Here is a 21,439-nt window from a genome sequence, read left to right on the forward strand (position 1 = left end):
TAAATATGCTTTTGGGATTTTAACAAAAATAGACCAAAAAGTTAATCCCAAATTGATTAAAAATTGTGAATTTTACAAAATGGGACGGCTTTGACAATAAAAAAGAGCCTTAGAATGAAAAAAGATAAAGTAAAAGGCGTTGTGTTAATGGTTGTCATGATACTTGTGATGCACCTAACTGCCAAAATCTTAACATATAAATGAACTTTATATTTAACTGAAGTGGACTGTTGACGAGTTGGTATAAACGGTAATTCTTTAGATTAAATGCTTGTTATTTTGGTTAACTAATTGTACAATGAATGTTGCTAGTTCATTAAACATCATCACAAAGGAGAAAATATGATGCAGTTAAGAGTACCATTATTGGCAAGCATGGTAGCAATCGGTATGTTTGCATTGTCAGGGTGTGGCAGTGAGGACAAGACAAAGGACGCTCAGTCTGCCGTTGCCGAAAAAATTGGCGAGCTTAGCGAAGTTCAAAAAATTACCATCAGCAATGGTGCAGAGCCAGAGTCTTTAGATCCACACAAAGTTAGTGGTGTGCCAGAATCCAACTTGCTGCGTCAAATGCTTGTGGGGCTAACAACGACCGATCAAGATGGAAAAACCATCCCAGCCATGGCACTAGAATGGTCATCTGAGGATAATAAAGTATGGATATTTAAACTGCGTGATGCAAATTGGTCTAATGGAGAGCCTGTAACAGCACATGACTTCGTATATAGCTTTCGCCGTTTGGTAAATCCTGCAACCTCATCTCCTTATGCTACCTATCTGTCAGGTCTAAAAGTACTTAATGCAGAGGCGATTGTTGATGGCAAAGCCAAGCCTGAAACGCTAGGTGTAGAAGCGATTGATGACAAGACACTTAAAATCACATTGACTCAGCCAACGCCATACTTTCCTGATGCGATGATCCACACATCTGTTAAGCCTGTACATCAAAAAACAGTGGAAGCACTGGGAGATAAATGGACAAATGTAGGCAACTTTGTGGGCAATGGTCCTTATATTCTACAAGATTGGCGTGTAAATGAAAGCATTGTACTCAAGCGTAACCCAAGCTATTTTGATGATGCTAACACCACCATTGATGAGGCGACTTTTTTGGTAATCCCTCAAGATACGGTTAATGTTGCACGCTTTAAAGCGGGTGAATTAGACATTACAGCCGATGCTCTACCTCCGACTCAGTTTGAGCAGCTAAAAAAAGAATTGGGCGATCAAGTGGTTGCACAGCCAAAACTATGTACTTATTATTATGAATTTAATCACACCAAAGCACCATTTAACGATGTGCGTGTGCGTAAGGCACTGTCTTTGACGCTGCGTCGTGAGATCATCACAGACAGCATCTTAAAACAAGGTCAAAAAGTAGCCTACCAATTCACCCCAGAAGCAGTTAATGGTGTCAAGCCTTACGAGCCAGAATGGAAAAATTGGGATGATGCAAAGCGAATCAGCGAGGCTAAGCGTTTATTAAACGAAGCTGGTTATAATGAATCAAATCCTTTGAAATTTGAGCTATTGTATAACACCAGTGAACAACATAAAACATTGGCAGTGGCAGCGGCATCATTCTGGAAGGATAGTTTGGGCTTTGTTGATGTATCATTGAATAACCAAGAGTGGAAAACCTATCTTGAGACTCGTCGCAACCAAAATCATGAAATGGCTCGTGGTGGTTGGTGTGCTGATTACAACGAACCATCTACTTTCCTAAATACACTTCTTTCTACTGACTCAAACAACAATGGTAAGTACAATAACCCAGCATTTGACCAGCTATTGGATAGTGCGTTTGAAGCAGGTGTTAGTGATGAGGCTCGTGCCGATATCTATAGACAAGCGGAGGCTTTGTTAGATAAGGATTCGGCAAATATTTTCGTGTATCAATATGTTTCACCTCGTCTAATTAAACCTTATGTGCAGGGCTTTTCAGCTAAAGACCCACTAAATAATTACTATATCAAAGATATAAAAATTTTGAAGCATTGATTAAAGGAGAATCATATGAATTTACATAAAAAACTGCTTGGTAGTGCGGTACTAGGCACCATGCTAGTGCTTGCTGGCTGTGGCGGTGCGGATGATAAGGCAGCAGTGCAGTCCACTGCCTCTACAGGTCATATAAATATTGGTAATGGTGCAGAGCCAGAAACTTTAGATCCACAAAAATCATCTGATGTAGGCTCTGGCAACATCATCCGCCAGATGTTCATGGGTCTAACAGCATCTGATGCTGATGGCAAAACAATCCCTTCGGCAGCCGAAAGCTGGGAAAGTGCTGACCAAAAAGTATGGGTTTTTAACATTAAGCAAGGGCTAACATGGTCAAATGGAGAACCGCTAACAGCACATGACTTCGTATATGCCATGCAACGATTAACTGACCCTAAAACAGGTGCACCTTATGGCGAATACTTGGTTGATGCAAAGGTTAGAAATGCCAAAGCGGTGAGTTTAGGTAAGGCACAAGTTGATGCTTTGGGTGTTAAGGCTCTTGACGATCACACCCTACAAATCACACTTGATGAAGCCGTGCCGTATTTGCCCGACTTGATGTTACTGCCTGTAACTTATGCTGTGCCAAAGTCAGTCATCGAAAAACATGGCGACAAATGGATTGAGCCTGCTAATATGGTTGTTAGTGGTGCTTATAAACTCAAAGAATGGATGGTTAATAGTCATTTGACCTTAGAGCGTAATACTGCCTACCATGATAATGCCAATACCAAGATTGAGACAGTATCGTTTTTACCCATTCAAGGGGCGAATGAGATCAATCGTTATAAGGCAGGTGAGCTTGATATTACAGCAGGCATACCACCAGAGCAGTTTGCCAAAATCAAGTCCGAACACCCAAATGAAGTTGGCACTACGCCTCGTTTGTGCAGTTTTTATATTGAATATAATATGAACAAGCCACAGTTTTCTGACCCTAAAGTGCGTCAAGCGTTAACCATGTTGGTAAACAGAGACACCATCACTCAGCAGATTTTAGGAAGAGGTGAGATTTCTTCTTATCAGTTTACCCCTGAAATCATCAATGGCATGAAGAGAATTGATCCTACATGGGCATCTCTTGATGCGAAAGGTCGTACCGAGCAGGCAATGAAGCTGTTGTCTGAAGCTGGCTATAGCACCAGTAAACCTCTTCAATTTGAGTTGCTATATAGTACCAGTGAATCTGCCAAACGCTTAACCACCGCCATTGCTTCTATGATGAAACAGCAGTCAGATGGCGTGGTGGATGTTAGCACCATCAACCAAGAATGGAAAACCTCATTGGATACTCGCCGTCAAGGAAAATTTGATTCGGCACTGGCTGGTTGGTGTGCTGATTATAATGAGCCATCAAGTTTTTATAACATGTTACGCACAAACAATGGTAATAATACAGGTAAATATCAAAGTGCCGCCTTTGATCAAGTGCTTGATAAAACATTGATGGTGGCTAATGATGAAGAGCGTAAGCAGTTGTATTATGAAGCAGAATCTATACTACAAAAAGACAACCCTGGAATCTTTTTGTATGTATCTGTTTACAACCGTTTGGTTAAAAACAATATTAATGCTGATTCATTGGCCGATCCTTTAAATGGCTGGTTAGTCAAAGATTGGTCTGTTAAATAAGGCAAGTATGAAAAAACAAGCATGTTGAATAATATGCTTGTTTTTATTCGCTAAATCTACCTAATTTATTGGTAATTTAGAATAATTAGATAGATTGTAAAGCAGGATAAATTAGCACAACTTGATGATTATTTTGTGCAATTTCCTATAAATTAGGTATCATACGCTAGCTTTATCACTGAATCACTTAGCAGATATGATGATAAGTGATTGGTGGCATTGATACAAGATCGGCTCGCTATTCAAGGATAAAAAGCAAGCCTGAGATGGATGACAAGACCTGCATTTAGCAAGTTTTTGGCTTTTGTTCATGGTATTTAGAACACAAGGTTTTTTATGTTAAAACTGATTTTTAAGCGTTTTTTAGAAGCGATGCCAACCATGTTGTTTCTTATCACTGTGTCATTTTTCATGATGCGTTTGGCACCTGGTAGCCCATTTACTGGTGAGCGTAACTTACCGCCTGCAGTACTTGCTAATATTGAAGCTAAATATAATTTAAACGATCCGTTATGGCTTCAATACCTAAATTATCTAAAGCAACTCTTCATGGGGGATTTTGGCCCTTCTTTTAAGTACAAAGATTACACCATCAATGAATTGCTTGCTCAGTCTTTGCCTGTCTCGGTGGAGATAGGTATTTACGCCTTCGTGATAGCACTTGTATTGGGCATCACGCTTGGCGTTATCGCCGCCTTAAAACAAAATACCTTTTTTGACTATGCACTCATGACGGTTGCCATGACAGGTGTGGTCATGCCAAGTTTTGTAAAAGGTCCATTGCTTGTCTTGTTGTTTGCTGTTATTTGGCAGGTACTGCCAGCAGGGGGTTGGAATAGTGGTGCATTGCCAAATCTTATCCTACCTGTGGGCACGTTAGCTCTTGGTTACGCCTCTAGCATCGCAAGGGTAACAAGGGGTTCTATGATTGAAGTGCTAAACAGCCCTTATATCCGCACCACCAAAGCAAAAGGCTTGCCAACCTCTCACATTGTCTTTAAACACGCTTTGCGTCCTGCGATGTTGCCTGTTATCTCATTTTTGGGACCTGCTTTTGTAGGTATTATTACAGGCTCTATCGTGATTGAGTCAATTTTTGGTCTGCCAGGCATTGGTCAGCTCTTTGTCAATGGGGCATTAAACCGTGATTATAGTTTGGTGCTAAGCCTAACCATCCTGGTGGGAGTGCTAACAATTACATTTAATGCTATCGTTGATATTTTATACGCACTCATTGATCCAAAAATCAAATATTAAAATAAAAAAGGATGTTTTATGTCTATTGATGCAACCATAAAGCCTCACAACCTTGATGATGTTAAAGGACGCAGTCTTTGGCAGGATGCGTGGCGACGCTTTCGCCGAAATAAAGCCGCCATTGCTAGTGCATTAATTCTGCTAATTATTACCATTTTTGTTATTTTTGCACCAATGTTCATACCTTATACTTATGACCACACTGATTGGGCGAGTATGGGTACTGCACCTTCACTAAGCTCAGGACATTATTTTGGCACAGATCCGATTGGTAGAGATTTGCTTGTTCGTGTTGCTGTTGGTGGTCGCATTTCGCTTATGGTAGGTGTGGCAGGTGCGTTCGTTGCGGTATTGATTGGTACTATCTATGGTGCTTTATCAGGCTACTTGGGCGGTAAAGTGGATATGTTGCTCATGCGTTTTTTGGATGTGTTAAACGCTTTCCCCTTTATGTTTTTTGTGATTTTACTCGTAACTTTGTTCGGTAGAAATATTTTCTTAATCTTTGTGGCAATTGGTATGGTGTCATGGTTGGATGTCGCTCGTATCGTGCGTGGACAAACTTTAAGCCTAAAAAATAAAGAATTTGTTGAAGCTGCAAAAATCACAGGCGTCTCTAGTACTGGCATCATTATGCGTCATATTGTGCCAAATGTCTTAGGGTTGGTTGTAATTTATGCATCACTCATTGTGCCAGGCATGATTTTGTTTGAATCCTTCCTAAGTTTCTTAGGATTGGGAGTACAAGAACCAATGACCAGTTGGGGTGCATTGCTACAAGAAGGAGCTCAAAGTATGCAAGTAGCACCGTGGCAACTTCTCATTCCATCAATATTTTTGGTAGCGACATTGTTCTGTTTTAACTTTTTAGGCGATGGCTTACGCGATGCCTTAGACCCTAAAGATAAATAATCGAATGGTAGGATGAGAAGATGGCACTATTAGAAGTTAAAGACTTAGATATATTTTTAAAGACTGATGAGGAAAATGTTCATGTTGTCAAAGACATGACATTTAGCCTAAATCGTGGGCAGACACTTGCCATTGTGGGTGAATCAGGTTCGGGTAAGTCAGTTACCAGTATGGCAATCATGCAGTTATTGCCCAAAAAGATTGCTACATTTGGTCAGAATTCTTCGGTTGTTTTTGATGGCAAAGAGATTTTAAAACTGTCTGAAAAACAAATGCGATCCTTAAGGGGCGACCGCATTGGCATGATTTTCCAAGAGCCAATGACCAGTCTTAATCCTTTTGTGAAAATCGGTAAACAAGTTGCCGAAGCGGTGTGTATTCACAACCCAAACATCAGCCAAAAACAGGCTCGTCAAATGGCATTGGAAACCCTTGAAACGGTGAAAATCCCTGATGCTGAGCGTAAGATGGACTGTTATCCGCATGAGTTTTCAGGCGGTCAGCTTCAGCGTATTATGATTGCAATGACAATCATCAATAAGCCTGACTTGCTCATTGCTGACGAACCAACCACAGCACTTGATGTTACCACTCAAGCTGAGATTTTAGATTTGCTCATGCAATTACAAAAAGATCTTGGCATGGCAATCATCTTGATTTCTCATGATTTGCGTTTGGTTAGAAGGTATAGCCATCAAGTGTGTATCATGCAACATGGGGTGATTATCGAACGAGGTGATACTCAAAGCGTATTTAATCAACCACAGCATAAATACACCAAAGAGCTGCTGATGCCAATCCCAATGAATCAAAAGCCGTTATTGGGAGAGGGTGTGCCAGATATCATTACTGCTAACAAAGTGCATGTAGATTATGTGATGGAGCGTAGTTTCTTTGGTAAACCAACCAAGGCCTTTAGTGCGGTCAAGGGCATCTCTCTTCACCTAAAAGAGGGGGAGACTTTAGGGATTGTGGGTGAATCTGGTTCTGGTAAATCAACCATTGGTCGTGCCATCATGCAAATTGTGGAATCTACAGGAGAAATTAGCTTTGGTGGCAGACCCATCAAGCAGATGAATGCCAAAGAGCGTGATGTGCTTCGCCGTGATATGCAAATTGTTTTTCAAGACCCATTTAACTCGCTGTCGCCACGCTTAACGGTGGGGGAGATTGTTGGTGAGGGTCTGACGGTACATTTTCCGCAGATGACCAAAGAGGAGCGTCGTCAAAAAGTGGTGAAGATACTCAAAGAGGTTAATCTATCACCTATAATGATTAACCGCTATCCGCATGAGTTTTCAGGCGGTCAGCGTCAACGCATCGCCATTGCTCGTGCAATTATTTTAGAACCTAAGTTTGTTCTTCTGGACGAGCCAACTTCAGCACTTGACCGATCAACCCAAATTATGGTGGTTGAGCTGTTAAATGACCTGCAACGCAAATATGGACTAAGCTATATTTTCATCAGCCATGATTTGTCTGTGGTTCGTGCTTTATCTGACCGTGTGATGGTGATGAGTAAAGGCGAAGTTATCGAAGAGGGTACTGCCGAGCAGATTTTTGAAAACCCACAAGAAGAGTACACCAAGATTTTGGTACAGGCATCAAACCTATCTTGATTGACTTAACTCTTTAAATCACTACCATAAAACCACCTTTGTCGGAATATCGGCTTGGGTGGTTTTTGATATTCTATGCACTAAATACAATTAGTATAATCAATAACTATGTTTAATATGAAAAAACCGATTAAATTGATGAGTTTGTTATGGAAATTTGACGGTATATTGTGATAGTATTAGCTGATTTATTTGTGGTAATAAAGCCAAATTAGCCGTTACTTGTCAAGCGGGTTATTTACCAAAAGGAGCATTTCTTCGCCGATGGATACTTTAAATATCATTTATCTTGTTACTTCTATGCTGATTTTTATCAGCATCATGACAAACACCTTGTCAGCACGCTTGGGTGTGCCTTTGTTGTTGTTTTTCTTGGGTGTGGGCATGCTTGCTGGCGAAGAAGGGGTGCTGGGTATTGAATTTCAGGAGTATTCTGCCGCAAATTTCATTGGTCAGGCAGCACTTGCCTGCATCTTGCTTGATGGTGGACTTCGCACTTCATTCCAATCTTTTCGTGTCGGTCTAAAACCTGCGATTACACTGGCAACTTGGGGCGTTATTGCAACGGTTTGTGCATTGGGTCTTTTTGTTAGCTGGCTACTTGATATTGATTGGCGATTGGGTTTTTTGATGGCAGCGATTGTTGGCTCAACTGACGCTGCAGCGGTTTTTAGCCTACTTAGAAATGGCGGGGTCAAGCTCAATGACCGTGTGCAGGCCACACTTGAGTTGGAATCTGGCACGAATGACCCTTTGGCAATTTTGTTGGTTACGGTCATGATTGCTTTGAATCTCAATCCAGAGAGTCAAACAATCGGCAGCATCATCCTAATGCTAACCCAACAGATTTTAGTTGGTCTGATTACAGGATTGGCGGCAGGTTGGTTGTTATCTAAGTTATTACCAAAGGTGCATTTGGCTGATGGTATGTACGCCATTTTAATCATGTCAGCAGGTATGGCGGTGTTTGGTGCGACCAACTTATTTGGGGGCAGTGGATTTTTGGCGGTGTATTTGGCAGGTGTCATCATTGGCAATACCAAAGTCCGTGCTACAGAACATGTTTTGCGTGTCATGGATAGTTTTGCTTGGCTATCACAAGCAGTACTATTTGTGGTGTTGGGTCTATTAGTTACACCATCAAGAATGATTGAAGAGTGGTATTATTCACTGGCAATCTTTTTATTCTTGTTATTTGTAGCTCGTCCGATTGCGGTGGCAACAAGCCTAATACCATTTGGCTTTCGTCTAAAAGAGATTGGTTTTATCTCGTGGGTTGGTCTAAGAGGTGCAGTACCAATCACACTGGCCATCATTCCTGTGGTCAGCGGTGTTGTAGGGGCAAATTTAGCGTTTGACATCGTCTTTGGTGTGGTGATTTTATCTTTGCTGGCACAAGGCACAACAATTCCATTCATGTCTCGGTTGTTTAAAGTTTGGGTGCCAACCGATGCTGAACCTAAGGCTGAACATGAAATTTGGGTGGGTGATCAAGCCAATATAACTTTATATGAGTTTGAGGTTAAGCCCGGTGCGTTTGCCATTGGTCGCCACCCACAAGACATTTCAGGAAAGGTAAATCCTCAAGAAATCAGCGTCTTCGCTGTTGTTCGTGGCAGTCATCTTGTGCATGTTGACGATGATACAGTGCTTAAAGTTGGCGATATTGTTTGGTATGCTCTGCTGGGTGATTGGGCGGGTAATATTGCTAAGGTTTTTAACAACTCCGCTACTCAATATCAAAAAACCAGTGAGTTTTATGGTGATTGGCTGTTGTCTCCACACGCACGCATCATGGATTTACCATTTTATAATTTGGCAACTCGTAGCCTTAGTCAAAATCGTTTTAGTAAAATCGCACCCGTTGCCAGTGCTTTAGATATGTTTACTTTATCGCCTAGTGCCACAGGCTTGGCTGGTATTGATGATGAGTTGATGCAAACTTTGAGCGATGCTCGTGATCAGACGGTTGAAGAGTTCATGCTATCACATTTTAAGGCGGAGCCTGTCAAGGGCGATGAGGTGAGACTCAATGATGCTTGGTCGCTGATTGTTCGTGATATTGATGGGTACGGTCGCTTGCGTGGCGTAGGTCTAAAAAATACAACAGACAGCTAAGGGTCTGCCGTTTGGCTGAACTTGAAAAACACCGCACCAATTTATTTTTAGTGAATTTGCATAAAAGTTTTTATCAACCATGCTATAAAATTTTAAGGGTTAATATGCTACTTTTTTCATCAAAAAAACCAGTAGAGTTACAAATCACTCACTTAAACAAAGTCCAAAAAAAGCAACGACAAGAGTTTGAGCAAGTAGTTACTGCCGATGATTGTGGTGGTTGTCTATCTAAACTTTTGTCTTTGGCTAAGTCAAATGCTAAAGAAAAAGGGCAGGATAAGACAACCAATAAGCAAGTTGATGCCAAAACCATCTATGTGCTAGATTTTGATGGCGACATCAAAGCAAGTGCCGTATCACAGCTTCGTGAAGAGATTAGTGCCATTATTAGCGTGGCTAAAGCCAACGATGAGGTGGTGATTCGTCTTGAAAGTGGTGGTGGTCAGGTGCATGCTTATGGACTGGCTGCTGAACAGTTGCAAAGAATTAAAGAAGCTCAGCTGTCTTTAACCGTCTGTGTGGATAAAATCGCTGCCAGTGGTGGCTATATGATGGCGTGCGTGGCTGATAAGATTATTGGTGTATCTTTTTCTATCGTTGGTTCTATCGGTGTGGTTAGCCAAATGCCGAACTTTTATGATTTTCTTAAAAAACACGACATCAATATTGAGTCTTTTACAGCAGGGGAATATAAACGCACCGTTACCATGTTTGATAAAAATGATGATAAAGACCGTGAAAAATACCAATCTGAACTAGAACGCATTCATTGGTTGTTTAAAAATCATGTTGCCTCACATCGACCACGCCTAGATATTGAAAAAGTAGCGACAGGCGAGTTTTGGTTTGGTAAAGACGCCCATACTTTGGGCTTGATTGATGAGCTTGGCACATCAGATGCGTATATTTTGGGATTAATGGATAATCACAATGTCTTTGCATTAAACTTACGCACCAAGCCAAATTTGCTAGAAAAATTAGGCTTAGATGAGCAAATTGGCGTTTCTATAACAGACTTTGTTGGTAAAGCTGGCTTAAGAGCTGCCGAGTTTTTGGCGAAGATTAATCGCCCTTAAGTGATTGATTGTACACAGTAAATTATTAGAATTTTACCAAAAAATACGCTAAAATAGCTACTTATTTTTTAAGTTGTTTTGTGGGTAAGTTATGAAAAGATTAGAAGAGTTGTTTGCTAAAGCGGATAAGTTTGGTCGTGTGGTGGCAAACCGGTTTAATAAAATTAAAGATTTAAAAGACATTCGTGGCATCGGTCAAGGTAAAGTTGTTCTAATTACAGGGGCAAGCTCAGGACTTGGGGCGATGATGGCTCGTAAGTTTGCTTTTTTAGGTTATGATTTGGCAATCTGTGCCAGACGGCTTGACCGCCTAGAGGCACTAAAAGCAGAGCTTGAGCAAGAGTTTGGCATCAAGGTTTATGTTCGCCCACTTGATGTTACCATCTATGATGATGTATTCTTGGTGTTCGATGACTTTGATAAAGAAGTGCAGGCAAATGGCACAACCATTGATAAAATCATTGTGAATGCAGGGGTTGGGGACAGCCGTGTGATTGGTTATGGTCGTTTTGCCATTAACCGTGCTACCGCTGAGACCAACTTCATCTCTGCATTGGCACAGTGTGAATCTGCCATGCAGATTTTCCGCCGTCAAAATAGTGGTCATCTGGTGGTCATATCTAGCATGTCGGCTGTGCGTGGTCTGCCACGCCATTTAACCACCTATGCTGCAGCTAAGGCAGGGCTTGCAACATTGGCAGAGGGAATTCGTGCTGATTCCATCACTGAAAAACTGCCTATCACGGTATCAACCATCTATCCAGGATATGTTCGTACTGATTTAAATATTGGAGCAAAATACCTACCTTTTGAAGTTGAAGAAGAGGAGGGTGCTGATGTGATTGTCAAAGCGATTGAAGCGAAAGTTGATGAAGCATATGTGCCTGCATGGCCGTGGTTGCCAATTGGTCTGGGCATGAAGTATTTGCCACTGCGATTGATTACTAAGTTTTTGTGATTTGGTGGTTGTGATTTGGTAGTCTTGATAACTGACTTGCTTTAAAATAAAGAGCATAAAAAAGGAGCAGTAGGTAGTACCGCTCCTTTTTCTAGGCGATCACAAATGACTTGGTGGTGCTGTTAAAAGGTGCGAGGCAGTTGACAGGGGCGAATGCCATCATCGCTATTGATAACGCAAGCTAAGGTAATCACGCCAGTACTTGCAACCTTACCGCTTTTAAAATCATCATACGAGCGATAAATATGTTGGGTTAGAATAAGACTGGCGGACTTTTTTGTCATCTTTTGCACGGTAACAATCAGCACATCATCAACAAAGAGTGGTAATTTATAGGTCAAATCGGCACGAGCGACCACAAAGTGAATTTTTCCATCATGGCTGTCTGTACCACCTGCCACACCATCAGCATCAAAAAAATAACCATGAAACCCAAGCGAGCTTAGCCAATCTCTGCGACAATTTTCAAAAAAGGTCAGGTGATTGGCATGATAGACGATGCCACCTGCGTCTGTGTGATTGATATAGACTTTATAAGTATGATGAAAAATAGGGCTATTCATGGTGTATCCTGATGGTGGGTGAGTTATCTAAATTGGCATTATGCTACGCCCAATTTAGCAAAGTCATGCAAAATTTGCAAAATTTTTATCAAAAGTTTGTTACAATAGCATCATTTTTATAGATAGAGATTAAGACATGACAACTTTTGTGAGCTTTAATATCAATGGGCTGCGTGCCAGACCGCATCAACTTGTTGCTGTGCGTGATATGTTGGGAGCGGACATCATTGGATTACAAGAAACCAAAGTGCATGATGAGGCATTTCCGCTGATTGATGTTAAGAGCTTGGGCTATCATGTGGAGTTTTTTGGACAAAAAGCCCATTATGGTGTGGCGATTTTATCAAAATCTAAACCGATTTTTGTGCAAAAGGGCTTCCCTTTTGCCGATGCTGATGCCCAAAGGCGTTTGATTCATGCCAGATTTGAAGTAGGTGGGCGTCAGATTGATGTGATTAATGGCTATTTTCCACAAGGCGAAAACCGAGATCATGAGATTAAATTTCCCATGAAGCGTGCTTTTTATGCGGATTTAAATACTTATATTGATGAACTAAAAGGTCAAGGGCGAGAGCTGATTATCATGGGGGATATGAACATCTCACCGCATGATTGTGATGTTGGTATTGGTGAACAAAATGCTAAACGCTGGTTAAAAAATGGCACTTGTTCATTTTTGCCAGAAGAAAGAGAGTGGTATGATGCTTTAATGAGTCGTGATTTGCACGACACTTATCGCAAGTTTAAGCCTGATAGTGCTGATGAATTTAGCTGGTTTGATTACCGTTCAAAGGGTTTTGAGGATACACCAAAACGAGGATTACGCATCGACCATATTTTGTGTACGGATAAACTCATCGCCGACTGTGTGGATGCAGGGATTAGCTATGATATTCGTGGATTGGAGAAGCCGTCTGACCATGCACCAATTTGGGCGAGATTTGCATTGTAATCGCTTGTGTGTTTATCACAACCCAAATAATCAGTGAATTTTAGATAAATAAAGAGGTCTTATGCCTGTAGGTGATGTAAACTTAGTGCCTTTATTGCCCATCAATGGGGTAAGAATTGGTATTGCAGAGGCGGCGGTGCGTTATGAAAATCGCCGTGATTTAAGCATATTTGAGATTAGCGACAAAGCAAATGTGGCGGTGGTTACCACCCAAAACGCCTTTGCTGCCGCCCCTGTGCAAGTGGTTCGGTCGCATATCTCCAAAACCATGCCTTGCTATCTTGTCATTAATACAGGAAATGCCAATGCTGCTACGGGTCAAGAAGGGATTAATAGGGCGATGGCAGTCTGTCAGGCTTTGGCGAATAAAACCGGTGTGGATATGGTAGAGGTGTTGCCATATTCTACAGGGGTAATTGGCGAGCGATTGCCAAGCGAACGCATTATCGCTGGGCTTGATGCTGCGTTAGCAGACCTAAAAGCAGACAACTGGCTAAACGCTGCTTATGCCATCATGACCACTGATACCACGCCAAAGGGGCATAGCGTGCAGACAACTATTGACGGCACAACCTATACTGTTACTGGTATTAGTAAAGGGGCGGGTATGATTCGTCCAAATATGGCAACCATGCTTGGTTTTGTAGCAACGGATGCTAATATCAGCCGGCCACTCTTACAACGAATCCTAGCTACGCTCACCAATCAGACTTTTAACCGCATTACCGTTGATGGCGATACATCAACCAATGACTGCTGTACGCTCATTGCTACAGGAAAAGTGGGTACGCTTATTGATGATGAAAATCATGCCCACTATCAGGTAGTATTTGAGTTAATCAAAGAAGTCATGCTAAAAATTGCTCAGCTTATCGTACGAGATGGCGAAGGAGCGAGCAAGTTCATCACGGTAAAGGTGTCAGGTGGTCAAAGTCTTAATGATTGTACCAAAGTTGCTTATGCAGTGGCACATTCACCGCTTGTAAAGACGGCATTTTTTGCGTCTGATCCGAATTGGGGAAGGATTTTGGCGGCGGTTGGTTATGCGGGTGCATCTATTGATCAGGCTTGTGTTAATGTCTTGCTTGATGAAGTTGTCATCTGTCAGCGTGGCGGTCTGGTTGATGGCTATACAGAAAGCCTAGGTCAAGCGGTGATGAATCGCCCTGAAATTACCGTCAGTATTGATTTGGGGTATGATACAGCTTATGTTGATACGGTTTATACTTGCGATTTATCGCACGATTATGTCAGTATCAATGCTGATTATCGTAGCTAGCTGATTAGGGTTCTAAAAAGATAAGATAACCGTGAAAAAATTGATATTGATAATAACGCTTGGGTTGTCAGGCTTGGTGTTGCAAGCCTGTGTACATAAGGTTGTAACAACACCTGTGAAAATTGCTTATAAGACCACCAAAGGTGTGGTAAAAGGCACGGTGGCTGTGGTGCGGGCAGTTGTTCCAGATGATAATAAAAAAGAAAAAGAAAAGCACTGATGTGCGTTTATCCAAAAGACCGCATCTTTGTAAGAAGGTGCAAGGCTTTACGATCCATGATACTTAGCTTAATTAAGCCTGCTACTTTAATTGTTAAAAACTTGCTGTTTTAAGTATTTACTGCTCTAAGTATTTAATTAGCCAATAAAAAAGCATATCGCTCTTTTTATTGGCTTGATTTTAGGGCTGATGGATATCTTAGCACTGACTAAAACCCACCATTACGCCAACGCTTGCGGTCGGAATGCGGTTGTCGGCATAGACCGCAAGACCACCACGAGCAGTTTCTTTGTATTTATCCATCATGTCTTTTCCTGTCTCTTTCATGGTTAAGATTGCCTTATCCAGTGAGACATGATGAGAACCATCGCCACGCAAGGCAAGGCGAGCAGCATTGATTGCTTTGACCGATGCCATCGCATTTCGCTCAATACAGGGGACCTGTACCAATCCTGCGATGGGATCGCAGGTTAATCCTAGGTTATGTTCAAGACCGATCTCGGCAGCATTTAGGCATTGAGCGACCGAACCGCCCATGACATGGGCAAGTCCTGCCGCCGCCATCGCACAGGCTGAACCTACCTCGCCTTGACAGCCAACTTCCGCACCTGAAATAGAAGCATTTTGTTTGATGAGTGCACCGATTGCTCCTGCTACCAACAAGAAATCTCGCACGCCTTGATAACTAAATTCAGGAATAAACCCACGATAATAATGCAAAACTGCAGGAATAATGCCTGCTGCACCATTAGTGGGGGCGGTTACCACTTTACCGCCTGCAGCATTCTCTTCATTGACCGCTAGGGCGTATAAATCCACCCAGTCCATTGCTAACAGTCCGCCATCAGTGGATTTGCCATATTCTTTGGATAGCTGATCATACAGAGCTTTAGCTCTTCTTTTGACATTTAGACCGCCTGGCAAGATACCGTCTTTTTTACAGCCTTCTGTAACGCACGCCTGCATGACTTCCCAAATTTCATTTAGGTAGTTTTTGACTTCTTCTTCACTTCTAATGGCAGTTTCGTTGTGTTGCATCAGCTCTGCAATATTCCATGATTTTGCTTCGCAGATGGCAGATAATTCAGAAGCAAGCCTAAATGGGTAGGGGTATTGACATTCATCATCATGGACTGATTCTGCATTGATTTCCTTATCGTCCATCACAAAGCCACCACCAATTGAGTAATAAGTCTGGTTAATGGATTCGCCTTCATCAAATAAGGCGGTTAAAGTCATGCCATTGGGGTGAAAAGGCAGGGTAACATCGTCATACCATACAACATCTCGACCATAATCAAAGGCAATCTGTTGTACGCCACCTAGCATCATCACGCCATCTTCCATGACAGGGTGTAGATAGCTTTCGGTTTTGGTGGTGTCAATGGTTCGTGGCTTATGCCCAAGCAAACCCAAGATTGTTGCTGTATCGGTAGCGTGCCCTTTGCCTGTAGCAGATAGCGAACCATACAAGTCCACTCGCACTTGCTTAACTTGATTGATGCGTTCGCCTAATAGTGATAAAAAACGACTTGCCGCTACCATTGGTCCAACCGTATGCGAACTGGACGGCCCAATACCAATTTTAAATAAATCAAAAACACTAATCATGACCACTCCTTAGATCTAATCATTTTTTTGCCATTATGCCACAAAATAACACAAAACAAAATGCCCATATTTGATACCAAATCAATCATAAAATTCAAACTTGTCAAATCTGAGTGTTTTGGTCGGATATTTGATTTTATCAATCGTTAAGGATATTATTATTTATTTTCTTTATCATATAAGAAAAATTCTCAAAAACTATTGCAAACAAGAATTATTCTTGCTATATTAGTATCCGAGTAATTAAGCGATTGTTTTCAGCTAATATATCATCTCTGCTATCATGCGGTTGTGAAATCCAAGCAAGCAATAAACCGAGAGTTGCCCCTAGGGAGAATAATAATGTATGTATGTATCTGCCATGATGTCAAGGACACACAAATCAACACTGCCATGGTGCAAGGCATCACGACCGTGCAGGGACTACAAGATACTTTGCAGGTAGGCACTTGTTGTGGTTGTTGTATTCCTATGGTGCAAGATTTGGTTGATGAGCATCTTGCCAATTTGCCTGCGATTGATGTGATGGCAGGTTAATGTTACAAATAACACCGAACCTAAAAATTAAATCTTTACCATTAAATTATTACCGTATTGTTTCTATGAATAAAGAAAGCGGTGGGTGGTTTAGCTTGGTGGGCATTGGTTAAAATAGCTAATGAATAATCATTCTTGAATAAAATGACCGCAATCATGATGAAATGATAACAACTTGCTTTTGTGAGTTGTTATTTTTTTATTTTTATCAATAAAATCAATATGTTATAAAATATTTTTTAAAATGATTATCTTTTGACTTTGATTGTGTTGGTAGGCTTATGTCTTGGTAAATTTGAGAGGCATTCGCAGATTGCACTTCGTTATCAGTTCATTAGTGATACAAATTTTGACATGATTTTTGTGGTGATTATGTTAATATAAGACGATAGTATCAATGCAGTAAGCTAAGCGGTGAGCGAGATTAAGTTGGTTAAGCATTATCCAAACCCATTGTAGTTCGTTCATTTTTCCGTTTATCATATTCATTAACCATGCTGTATGAAATCATGTTTTGTTTAATTAAAGGAGCTTATGATGAAGTCGTCTCAAAAAGTTATTGATTATTTAAATTTCTTATTGGCAGGTGAGCTGGGTGCAAGAGATCAGTATTTTATCCATTCGCAAATGTATGCTGAATGGGAACTTGGCAAGTTACATGACCGTATTTATCACGAAATGGAAGATGAGACCTTGCATGCTCGCTTGCTCATCAATCGCATCATTATGCTGGGTGGCACACCAAATATGCAAGTAGGTGAGATTAATATTGGTGCTGATGTGCCAGCCATGCTAAAAAGTGATTTAGACCTAGAATATGCTGTACAAGAGCATCTAAAAGAGGGTATCGCCATTTGTGAGGCAGAGCGTGATTATGTTACTCGTGATATGTTGGTCGGACAGCTAAAAGACACCGAAGAAGACCATGCTCATTGGCTAGAAAAACAGCTTCGTTTGATTGACTTGATGGGGCTACAAAACTACCTACAAAGTCAAACCGCCGAACCAAACATGGCAACAGTAACTCACTAATGATAGACTATCTTTACTCATAAAGATAAAATCATACAATTAAGGATAAGTCATGAAAGGTGATAAAGAGGTTATCCGTGCATTAAATTCGGTATTGAGTCAGTCGTTAATTGCCATCAACCAATATTTTTTGCATGCTCGTATCGTTAAAAATTGGGGCATCAATGAATTAAACGATGTATTTTACCATCAGTCAATTCGTGAAATGAAATGGTCTGATGAACTCATTGAGCGTATCTTGTTGCTTGAGGGTCTACCAAATCTGCAGGAGCTGGGCAAATTGCTTATCGGCGAAGATGTTCAAGAAATCCTAAACTGTGATTTGCGTCTAGAGAAACGCAAGCATGATGTATTGCTTAACGCCATTGACATTTGCACGCAAAAACGGGACTTTGTTTCTCGTGAACTACTCATCACACTAAAAGATGCTAATGAAGAGTATGAGGACTACCTAGAGACTCAATTAGAAAAAATTGAAGACATTGGTATCCAAAACTACATTCAAATGCAAGCCGGCGAAGCGTAAATTTAACCACAAAAAGACCGATGAGCATCACGCTGATCGGTCTTAGTTTTTTATTGTATAAATAATTATAATTCTTATTTTTATAAAATTTTTATATTATAATAAATTGATTTTTAATCAGTATTTTTTTAAAAAATACTGATAATTTTTACATTTTCTAAAAGCGATAAACTTTTTTTAAAAAAGCCTTTATAATATTAAACCATCAAAAAAGTGCAAAACAGTCTCAAATATCTCTGTAAAACACAACAAAGAGAATGGGGTGGTGCACCAATTCACTGCCAATTTGGCGAAACTTCCTAAGGAATCATCATGACGACTTACTATAAAGATTCTGACCATGTCGAAACCCAAGAATGGCTTGACGCATTTGCTTCAGTCATTAAAAATGCCGACAAAGAGCGTGCTCAATTTTTGCTAAAAGCCTTGTATAACATGGCGGTGCAAGAAGGTCTACCGTTTAACCGCCTAGATACCGCCTACATCAACACCATTCCTGTAGAAGATGAACCAACCTATCCAGGTGATTTGCACATGGAGCGTAAGTTGCGTGCCCTTGTGCGTTATAATGCTTTGGCGATGGTGATGCGTGCCAACCAAAATGACGATGAGTTAGGTGGGCATTTGGCGACTTTTGCGTCATCAGCAACCTTGTATGAAACAGGTTTTAACCATTTTTGGCGTGCCCCAGATGAGAACTTTGGCGGTGATATGATTTATTATCAAGGTCATGGTGCACCAGGTATGTACGCTCGTTCATTCTTAGAAGGTCGTTTGACCGAAGAGCAGTTAACCAATTTTCGCCGTGAAGTGGGTGGTAAGGGTCTATCAAGTTACCCACATCCTTACCTAATGCCTGATTATTGGCAGTTTCCAACCGTATCAATGGGTCTAGGTCCATTGACTTCAATTTATCAAGCACATATCCAAAAATACCTAACCAACCGCAAGCTCATTAAAGACGAAAACCGCAAAATTTGGGCGTTTCTAGGCGATGGTGAAACGGACGAACCAGAAAGCTTGGGTGCTATTAGCATGGCAGGTCGTGAAAAGCTTGACAACCTTATTTGGGTGATTAACTGCAACTTGCAACGACTTGATGGTCCTGTGCGTGGCAATGGTAAAATCATTCAAGAACTAGAATCTGTCTTCCGTGGTGCCGGCTGGCGAGTGATTAAAGTAATCTGGGGCGACCATTGGGATAGTCTGCTTGCCAAAGACCATACAGGTGCTTTAAAACACCGCATGGAAGAGGTCGTAGATGGTGAGTATCAGCTATATACTGCTCGTGATGGTGCTTTTGTGCGTAAAGAATTCTTTGGCAAGTATCCAGAACTTGCAGAGATGGTCAAAGACCTTTCCGATGAAGAATTGATGCACCTAAACCGTGGTGGTCATGATCCAAAGAAAGTCTATGCTGCCTATGCTGAAGCAATGAAAACCAAAGGTCAGCCTACCGTTATTTTGGTAAAAACCGTTAAAGGCTATGGTCTATCAAGTCAAATTCAAGCGGTGAACAAAGCACATCAGCTAAAAAAACTTGATGAAACAGGTCTAAAATATTTCCGAGATCGTTTTGACTTGCCATTTAGTGATGAAGACCTACAAACACTACCATTTTATCGCCCATCAGAAGACTCGGCAGAATACAAATACTTAATGGGTCGCCGTCAGGCGTTGGGTGGACATCTACCTGCTCGTCGTAGCGGTCATATTCCACTACAAATTCCCGAGCTGTCTATCTTTGACCAAGTATTACAAGGCTCAAAAGGTAAAGAGCAATCAACCACGATGGTGTTCGTGCGTCTATTATCAGCTCTATTAAAAGACAAAGCGCTAAATAAATATGTCGTACCAATTGTGCCAGATGAGGCACGCACCTTTGGTCTAGAGGGTATGTTCCGTCAGTTGGGCATCTACTCTGCTGCAGGTCAAAATTATACTGCAGAAGACGCCGAAGCTTTGATGGGCTATAAAGAAGCCAAAGATGGACATATGCTAGAAGAGGGGATTAACGAAGCAGGGGCAATGAGTGCGTGGCTTGCCTTGGCAACCAGTTATTCAACCAATGCCTTGCCGATGATTCCCATGTATATCTACTACTCAATGTTTGGATTCCAGCGTATCGGTGATTTGGCATGGCTTGCTGGTGATATGCAGTCGCAAGGTTTCTTGTTCGGAGCGACAGCAGGTCGCACCACGCTAAACGGCGAGGGCTTGCAACATCAAGATGGCCATAGTCATATCTTATTTGGCACTGTACCAAACTGTGTAACCTACGATCCATGCTTTGGTTATGAGTTGGCGGTCATCATGCACGATGGTTTAAGACGCATGTATGGTGAGGGTGAGCGTGTGTACTACTACATTACCTTGATGAATGAGAACTACCAACATCACGCCATGCCAGAGGGTGTTGAAGAAGGCATTAAGCGTGGTATGTATCTTCTAGAAGACAACGGTTCAAGCCAAGTGCAGTTGTTAGGCTCAGGTGTTATTTTGCGTGAAGTTCAAAAAGCTGCTCGCATTTTAAATGACGATTTTGGTATCAAAGCGAATGTCTGGAGTGTAACTAGCTTCAACGAGCTGACTCGTGATGGTATGGCGTGTGATGATTATAACCGCCTACACCCAACCGAAGAGGTTAAGACACCTTGGATAACCAAACAGCTTGCACCGCACAAAGGTATCGTGGTTGCAGCGACAGATTATATGCGTAACTATTCAGAACAGATTCGTGGTTGGTTACCTGATAGCCGTCCATACACCACGCTAGGTACTGATGGCTTTGGTCGCTCAGACAGTCGTGAACAGTTGCGTAATTTCTTCCATGTGAATGCTGAACATATTGTTGTGGCAACATTGAAAAAATTGGCAGATGAAGGTGAGATTGATGTGCGTTTGGTTCTAGATGCCATCAACAGCCTTGAGATTGATGTGGATCAAGCACCGGCTTGGCAGCCACAACCACATTATGATTATTTCCCAGATGCTCCTGCGGTATCGGTCAATCAAAATCCAACACCAGTGCCTGACTTTGTTGAGGATTCTGACGAGGTCATCAGTAACGAAGGTCGTATCAAGAATCAAGCTGATGCACCAATCCTAAATGACAACCAAGTTGTAGAGCCAAAATAAGG

The 21,439-nt window shown here is 41.4% G+C and carries 17 protein-coding genes; 15 read left to right on the forward strand and 2 right to left on the reverse strand.

Features of this window, described 5'->3' with window-relative positions:
* Positions 1 to 342: 342 nt before the first annotated feature.
* The 8 genes from ACERC6_RS00155 to ACERC6_RS00190 all read left to right on the forward strand — a co-directional run bounded on the left by ACERC6_RS00155 (position 343) and on the right by ACERC6_RS00190 (position 11,579).
* Positions 343 to 2,001, forward strand: a complete 1,659-nt coding sequence (locus ACERC6_RS00155) for an ABC transporter substrate-binding protein (protein WP_284672787.1) — start codon at positions 343 to 345, stop codon at positions 1,999 to 2,001.
* 15 nt (positions 2,002 to 2,016) lie between these two features.
* A complete protein-coding gene (locus ACERC6_RS00160; RefSeq protein ID WP_373627230.1) occupies positions 2,017 to 3,639 on the forward strand; it encodes an ABC transporter substrate-binding protein in 1,623 nt (540 codons plus the stop codon).
* Between the two features lie 336 nt (positions 3,640 to 3,975).
* Positions 3,976 to 4,896 (forward strand): oligopeptide ABC transporter permease OppB, encoded by a 921-nt coding sequence (gene oppB / locus ACERC6_RS00165; RefSeq protein WP_373627231.1) that lies wholly within the window; start codon positions 3,976 to 3,978, stop codon positions 4,894 to 4,896.
* 18 nt (positions 4,897 to 4,914) lie between these two features.
* Complete coding sequence (oppC, locus tag ACERC6_RS00170) at positions 4,915 to 5,808, forward strand: oligopeptide ABC transporter permease OppC (RefSeq protein ID WP_373627233.1); 894 nt, start codon at positions 4,915 to 4,917, stop codon at positions 5,806 to 5,808.
* A 20-nt stretch (positions 5,809 to 5,828) separates the two neighbouring features.
* Complete coding sequence (locus ACERC6_RS00175; protein WP_373627234.1) at positions 5,829 to 7,427, forward strand: ABC transporter ATP-binding protein; 1,599 nt, start codon at positions 5,829 to 5,831, stop codon at positions 7,425 to 7,427.
* Between the two features lie 264 nt (positions 7,428 to 7,691).
* On the forward strand, positions 7,692 to 9,545 hold the full coding sequence (locus ACERC6_RS00180) for a potassium/proton antiporter (RefSeq protein WP_284674528.1): 1,854 nt from the start codon (positions 7,692 to 7,694) through the stop codon (positions 9,543 to 9,545).
* Positions 9,546 to 9,649: 104 nt separating this feature from the next.
* A complete protein-coding gene (sohB, locus tag ACERC6_RS00185) occupies positions 9,650 to 10,621 on the forward strand; it encodes a protease SohB (protein WP_373627235.1) in 972 nt (323 codons plus the stop codon).
* A gap of 91 nt (positions 10,622 to 10,712) precedes the next feature.
* The gene (locus ACERC6_RS00190; protein WP_373627236.1) at positions 10,713 to 11,579 is read left to right on the forward strand and encodes an SDR family oxidoreductase; all 867 of its coding nucleotides are present in this window, start codon (positions 10,713 to 10,715) and stop codon (positions 11,577 to 11,579) included.
* Positions 11,580 to 11,701: 122 nt separating this feature from the next.
* On the opposite strand, the gene ACERC6_RS00195 is transcribed toward ACERC6_RS00190, so the two are convergent.
* Positions 11,702 to 12,142, reverse strand: a complete 441-nt coding sequence (locus ACERC6_RS00195; protein ID WP_373627237.1) for a thioesterase family protein — start codon at positions 12,140 to 12,142, stop codon at positions 11,702 to 11,704.
* 136 nt (positions 12,143 to 12,278) lie between these two features.
* Between ACERC6_RS00195 and xthA the strand changes: the two genes are divergently transcribed.
* The 3 genes from xthA (at position 12,279) to ACERC6_RS00210 (ending at position 14,593) form a co-directional block, all read left to right on the forward strand.
* Positions 12,279 to 13,094 (forward strand): exodeoxyribonuclease III, encoded by an 816-nt coding sequence (gene xthA / locus ACERC6_RS00200; RefSeq protein ID WP_373627238.1) that lies wholly within the window; start codon positions 12,279 to 12,281, stop codon positions 13,092 to 13,094.
* A gap of 61 nt (positions 13,095 to 13,155) precedes the next feature.
* Positions 13,156 to 14,373, forward strand: a complete 1,218-nt coding sequence (argJ, locus tag ACERC6_RS00205; RefSeq protein ID WP_373627239.1) for a bifunctional glutamate N-acetyltransferase/amino-acid acetyltransferase ArgJ — start codon at positions 13,156 to 13,158, stop codon at positions 14,371 to 14,373.
* 31 nt (positions 14,374 to 14,404) lie between these two features.
* On the forward strand, positions 14,405 to 14,593 hold the full coding sequence (locus ACERC6_RS00210) for an NF038104 family lipoprotein (protein ID WP_284674521.1): 189 nt from the start codon (positions 14,405 to 14,407) through the stop codon (positions 14,591 to 14,593).
* Positions 14,594 to 14,791: 198 nt separating this feature from the next.
* Here ACERC6_RS00210 and ACERC6_RS00215 read toward each other — a convergent pair whose 3' ends face one another.
* Positions 14,792 to 16,204 carry an L-serine ammonia-lyase gene (locus tag ACERC6_RS00215; RefSeq protein ID WP_373627240.1) on the reverse strand — a complete coding sequence of 471 codons (1,413 nt, stop codon included), beginning with the start codon at positions 16,202 to 16,204 and terminating at the stop codon, positions 14,792 to 14,794.
* 342 nt (positions 16,205 to 16,546) lie between these two features.
* On the opposite strand from ACERC6_RS00215, the gene ACERC6_RS00220 reads away from it, so the two are divergent.
* The 4 genes from ACERC6_RS00220 to aceE all read left to right on the forward strand — a co-directional run bounded on the left by ACERC6_RS00220 (position 16,547) and on the right by aceE (position 21,437).
* Complete coding sequence (locus tag ACERC6_RS00220; protein WP_284674519.1) at positions 16,547 to 16,741, forward strand: bacterioferritin-associated ferredoxin; 195 nt, start codon at positions 16,547 to 16,549, stop codon at positions 16,739 to 16,741.
* A gap of 537 nt (positions 16,742 to 17,278) precedes the next feature.
* The gene (gene bfr, locus ACERC6_RS00225) at positions 17,279 to 17,773 is read left to right on the forward strand and encodes a bacterioferritin (protein ID WP_284674586.1); all 495 of its coding nucleotides are present in this window, start codon (positions 17,279 to 17,281) and stop codon (positions 17,771 to 17,773) included.
* Between the two features lie 52 nt (positions 17,774 to 17,825).
* A complete protein-coding gene (gene bfr / locus ACERC6_RS00230; RefSeq protein ID WP_373627241.1) occupies positions 17,826 to 18,299 on the forward strand; it encodes a bacterioferritin in 474 nt (157 codons plus the stop codon).
* 312 nt (positions 18,300 to 18,611) lie between these two features.
* The gene (gene aceE, locus ACERC6_RS00235; RefSeq protein WP_284674517.1) at positions 18,612 to 21,437 is read left to right on the forward strand and encodes a pyruvate dehydrogenase (acetyl-transferring), homodimeric type; all 2,826 of its coding nucleotides are present in this window, start codon (positions 18,612 to 18,614) and stop codon (positions 21,435 to 21,437) included.
* The last annotated feature ends 2 nt before the right edge of the window (positions 21,438 to 21,439 follow it).

Origin of the sequence: Moraxella sp. E33BD, from assembly GCF_041807865.1 — a bacterium.
Classification (GTDB): domain Bacteria; phylum Pseudomonadota; class Gammaproteobacteria; order Pseudomonadales; family Moraxellaceae; genus Moraxella; species Moraxella haemolytica.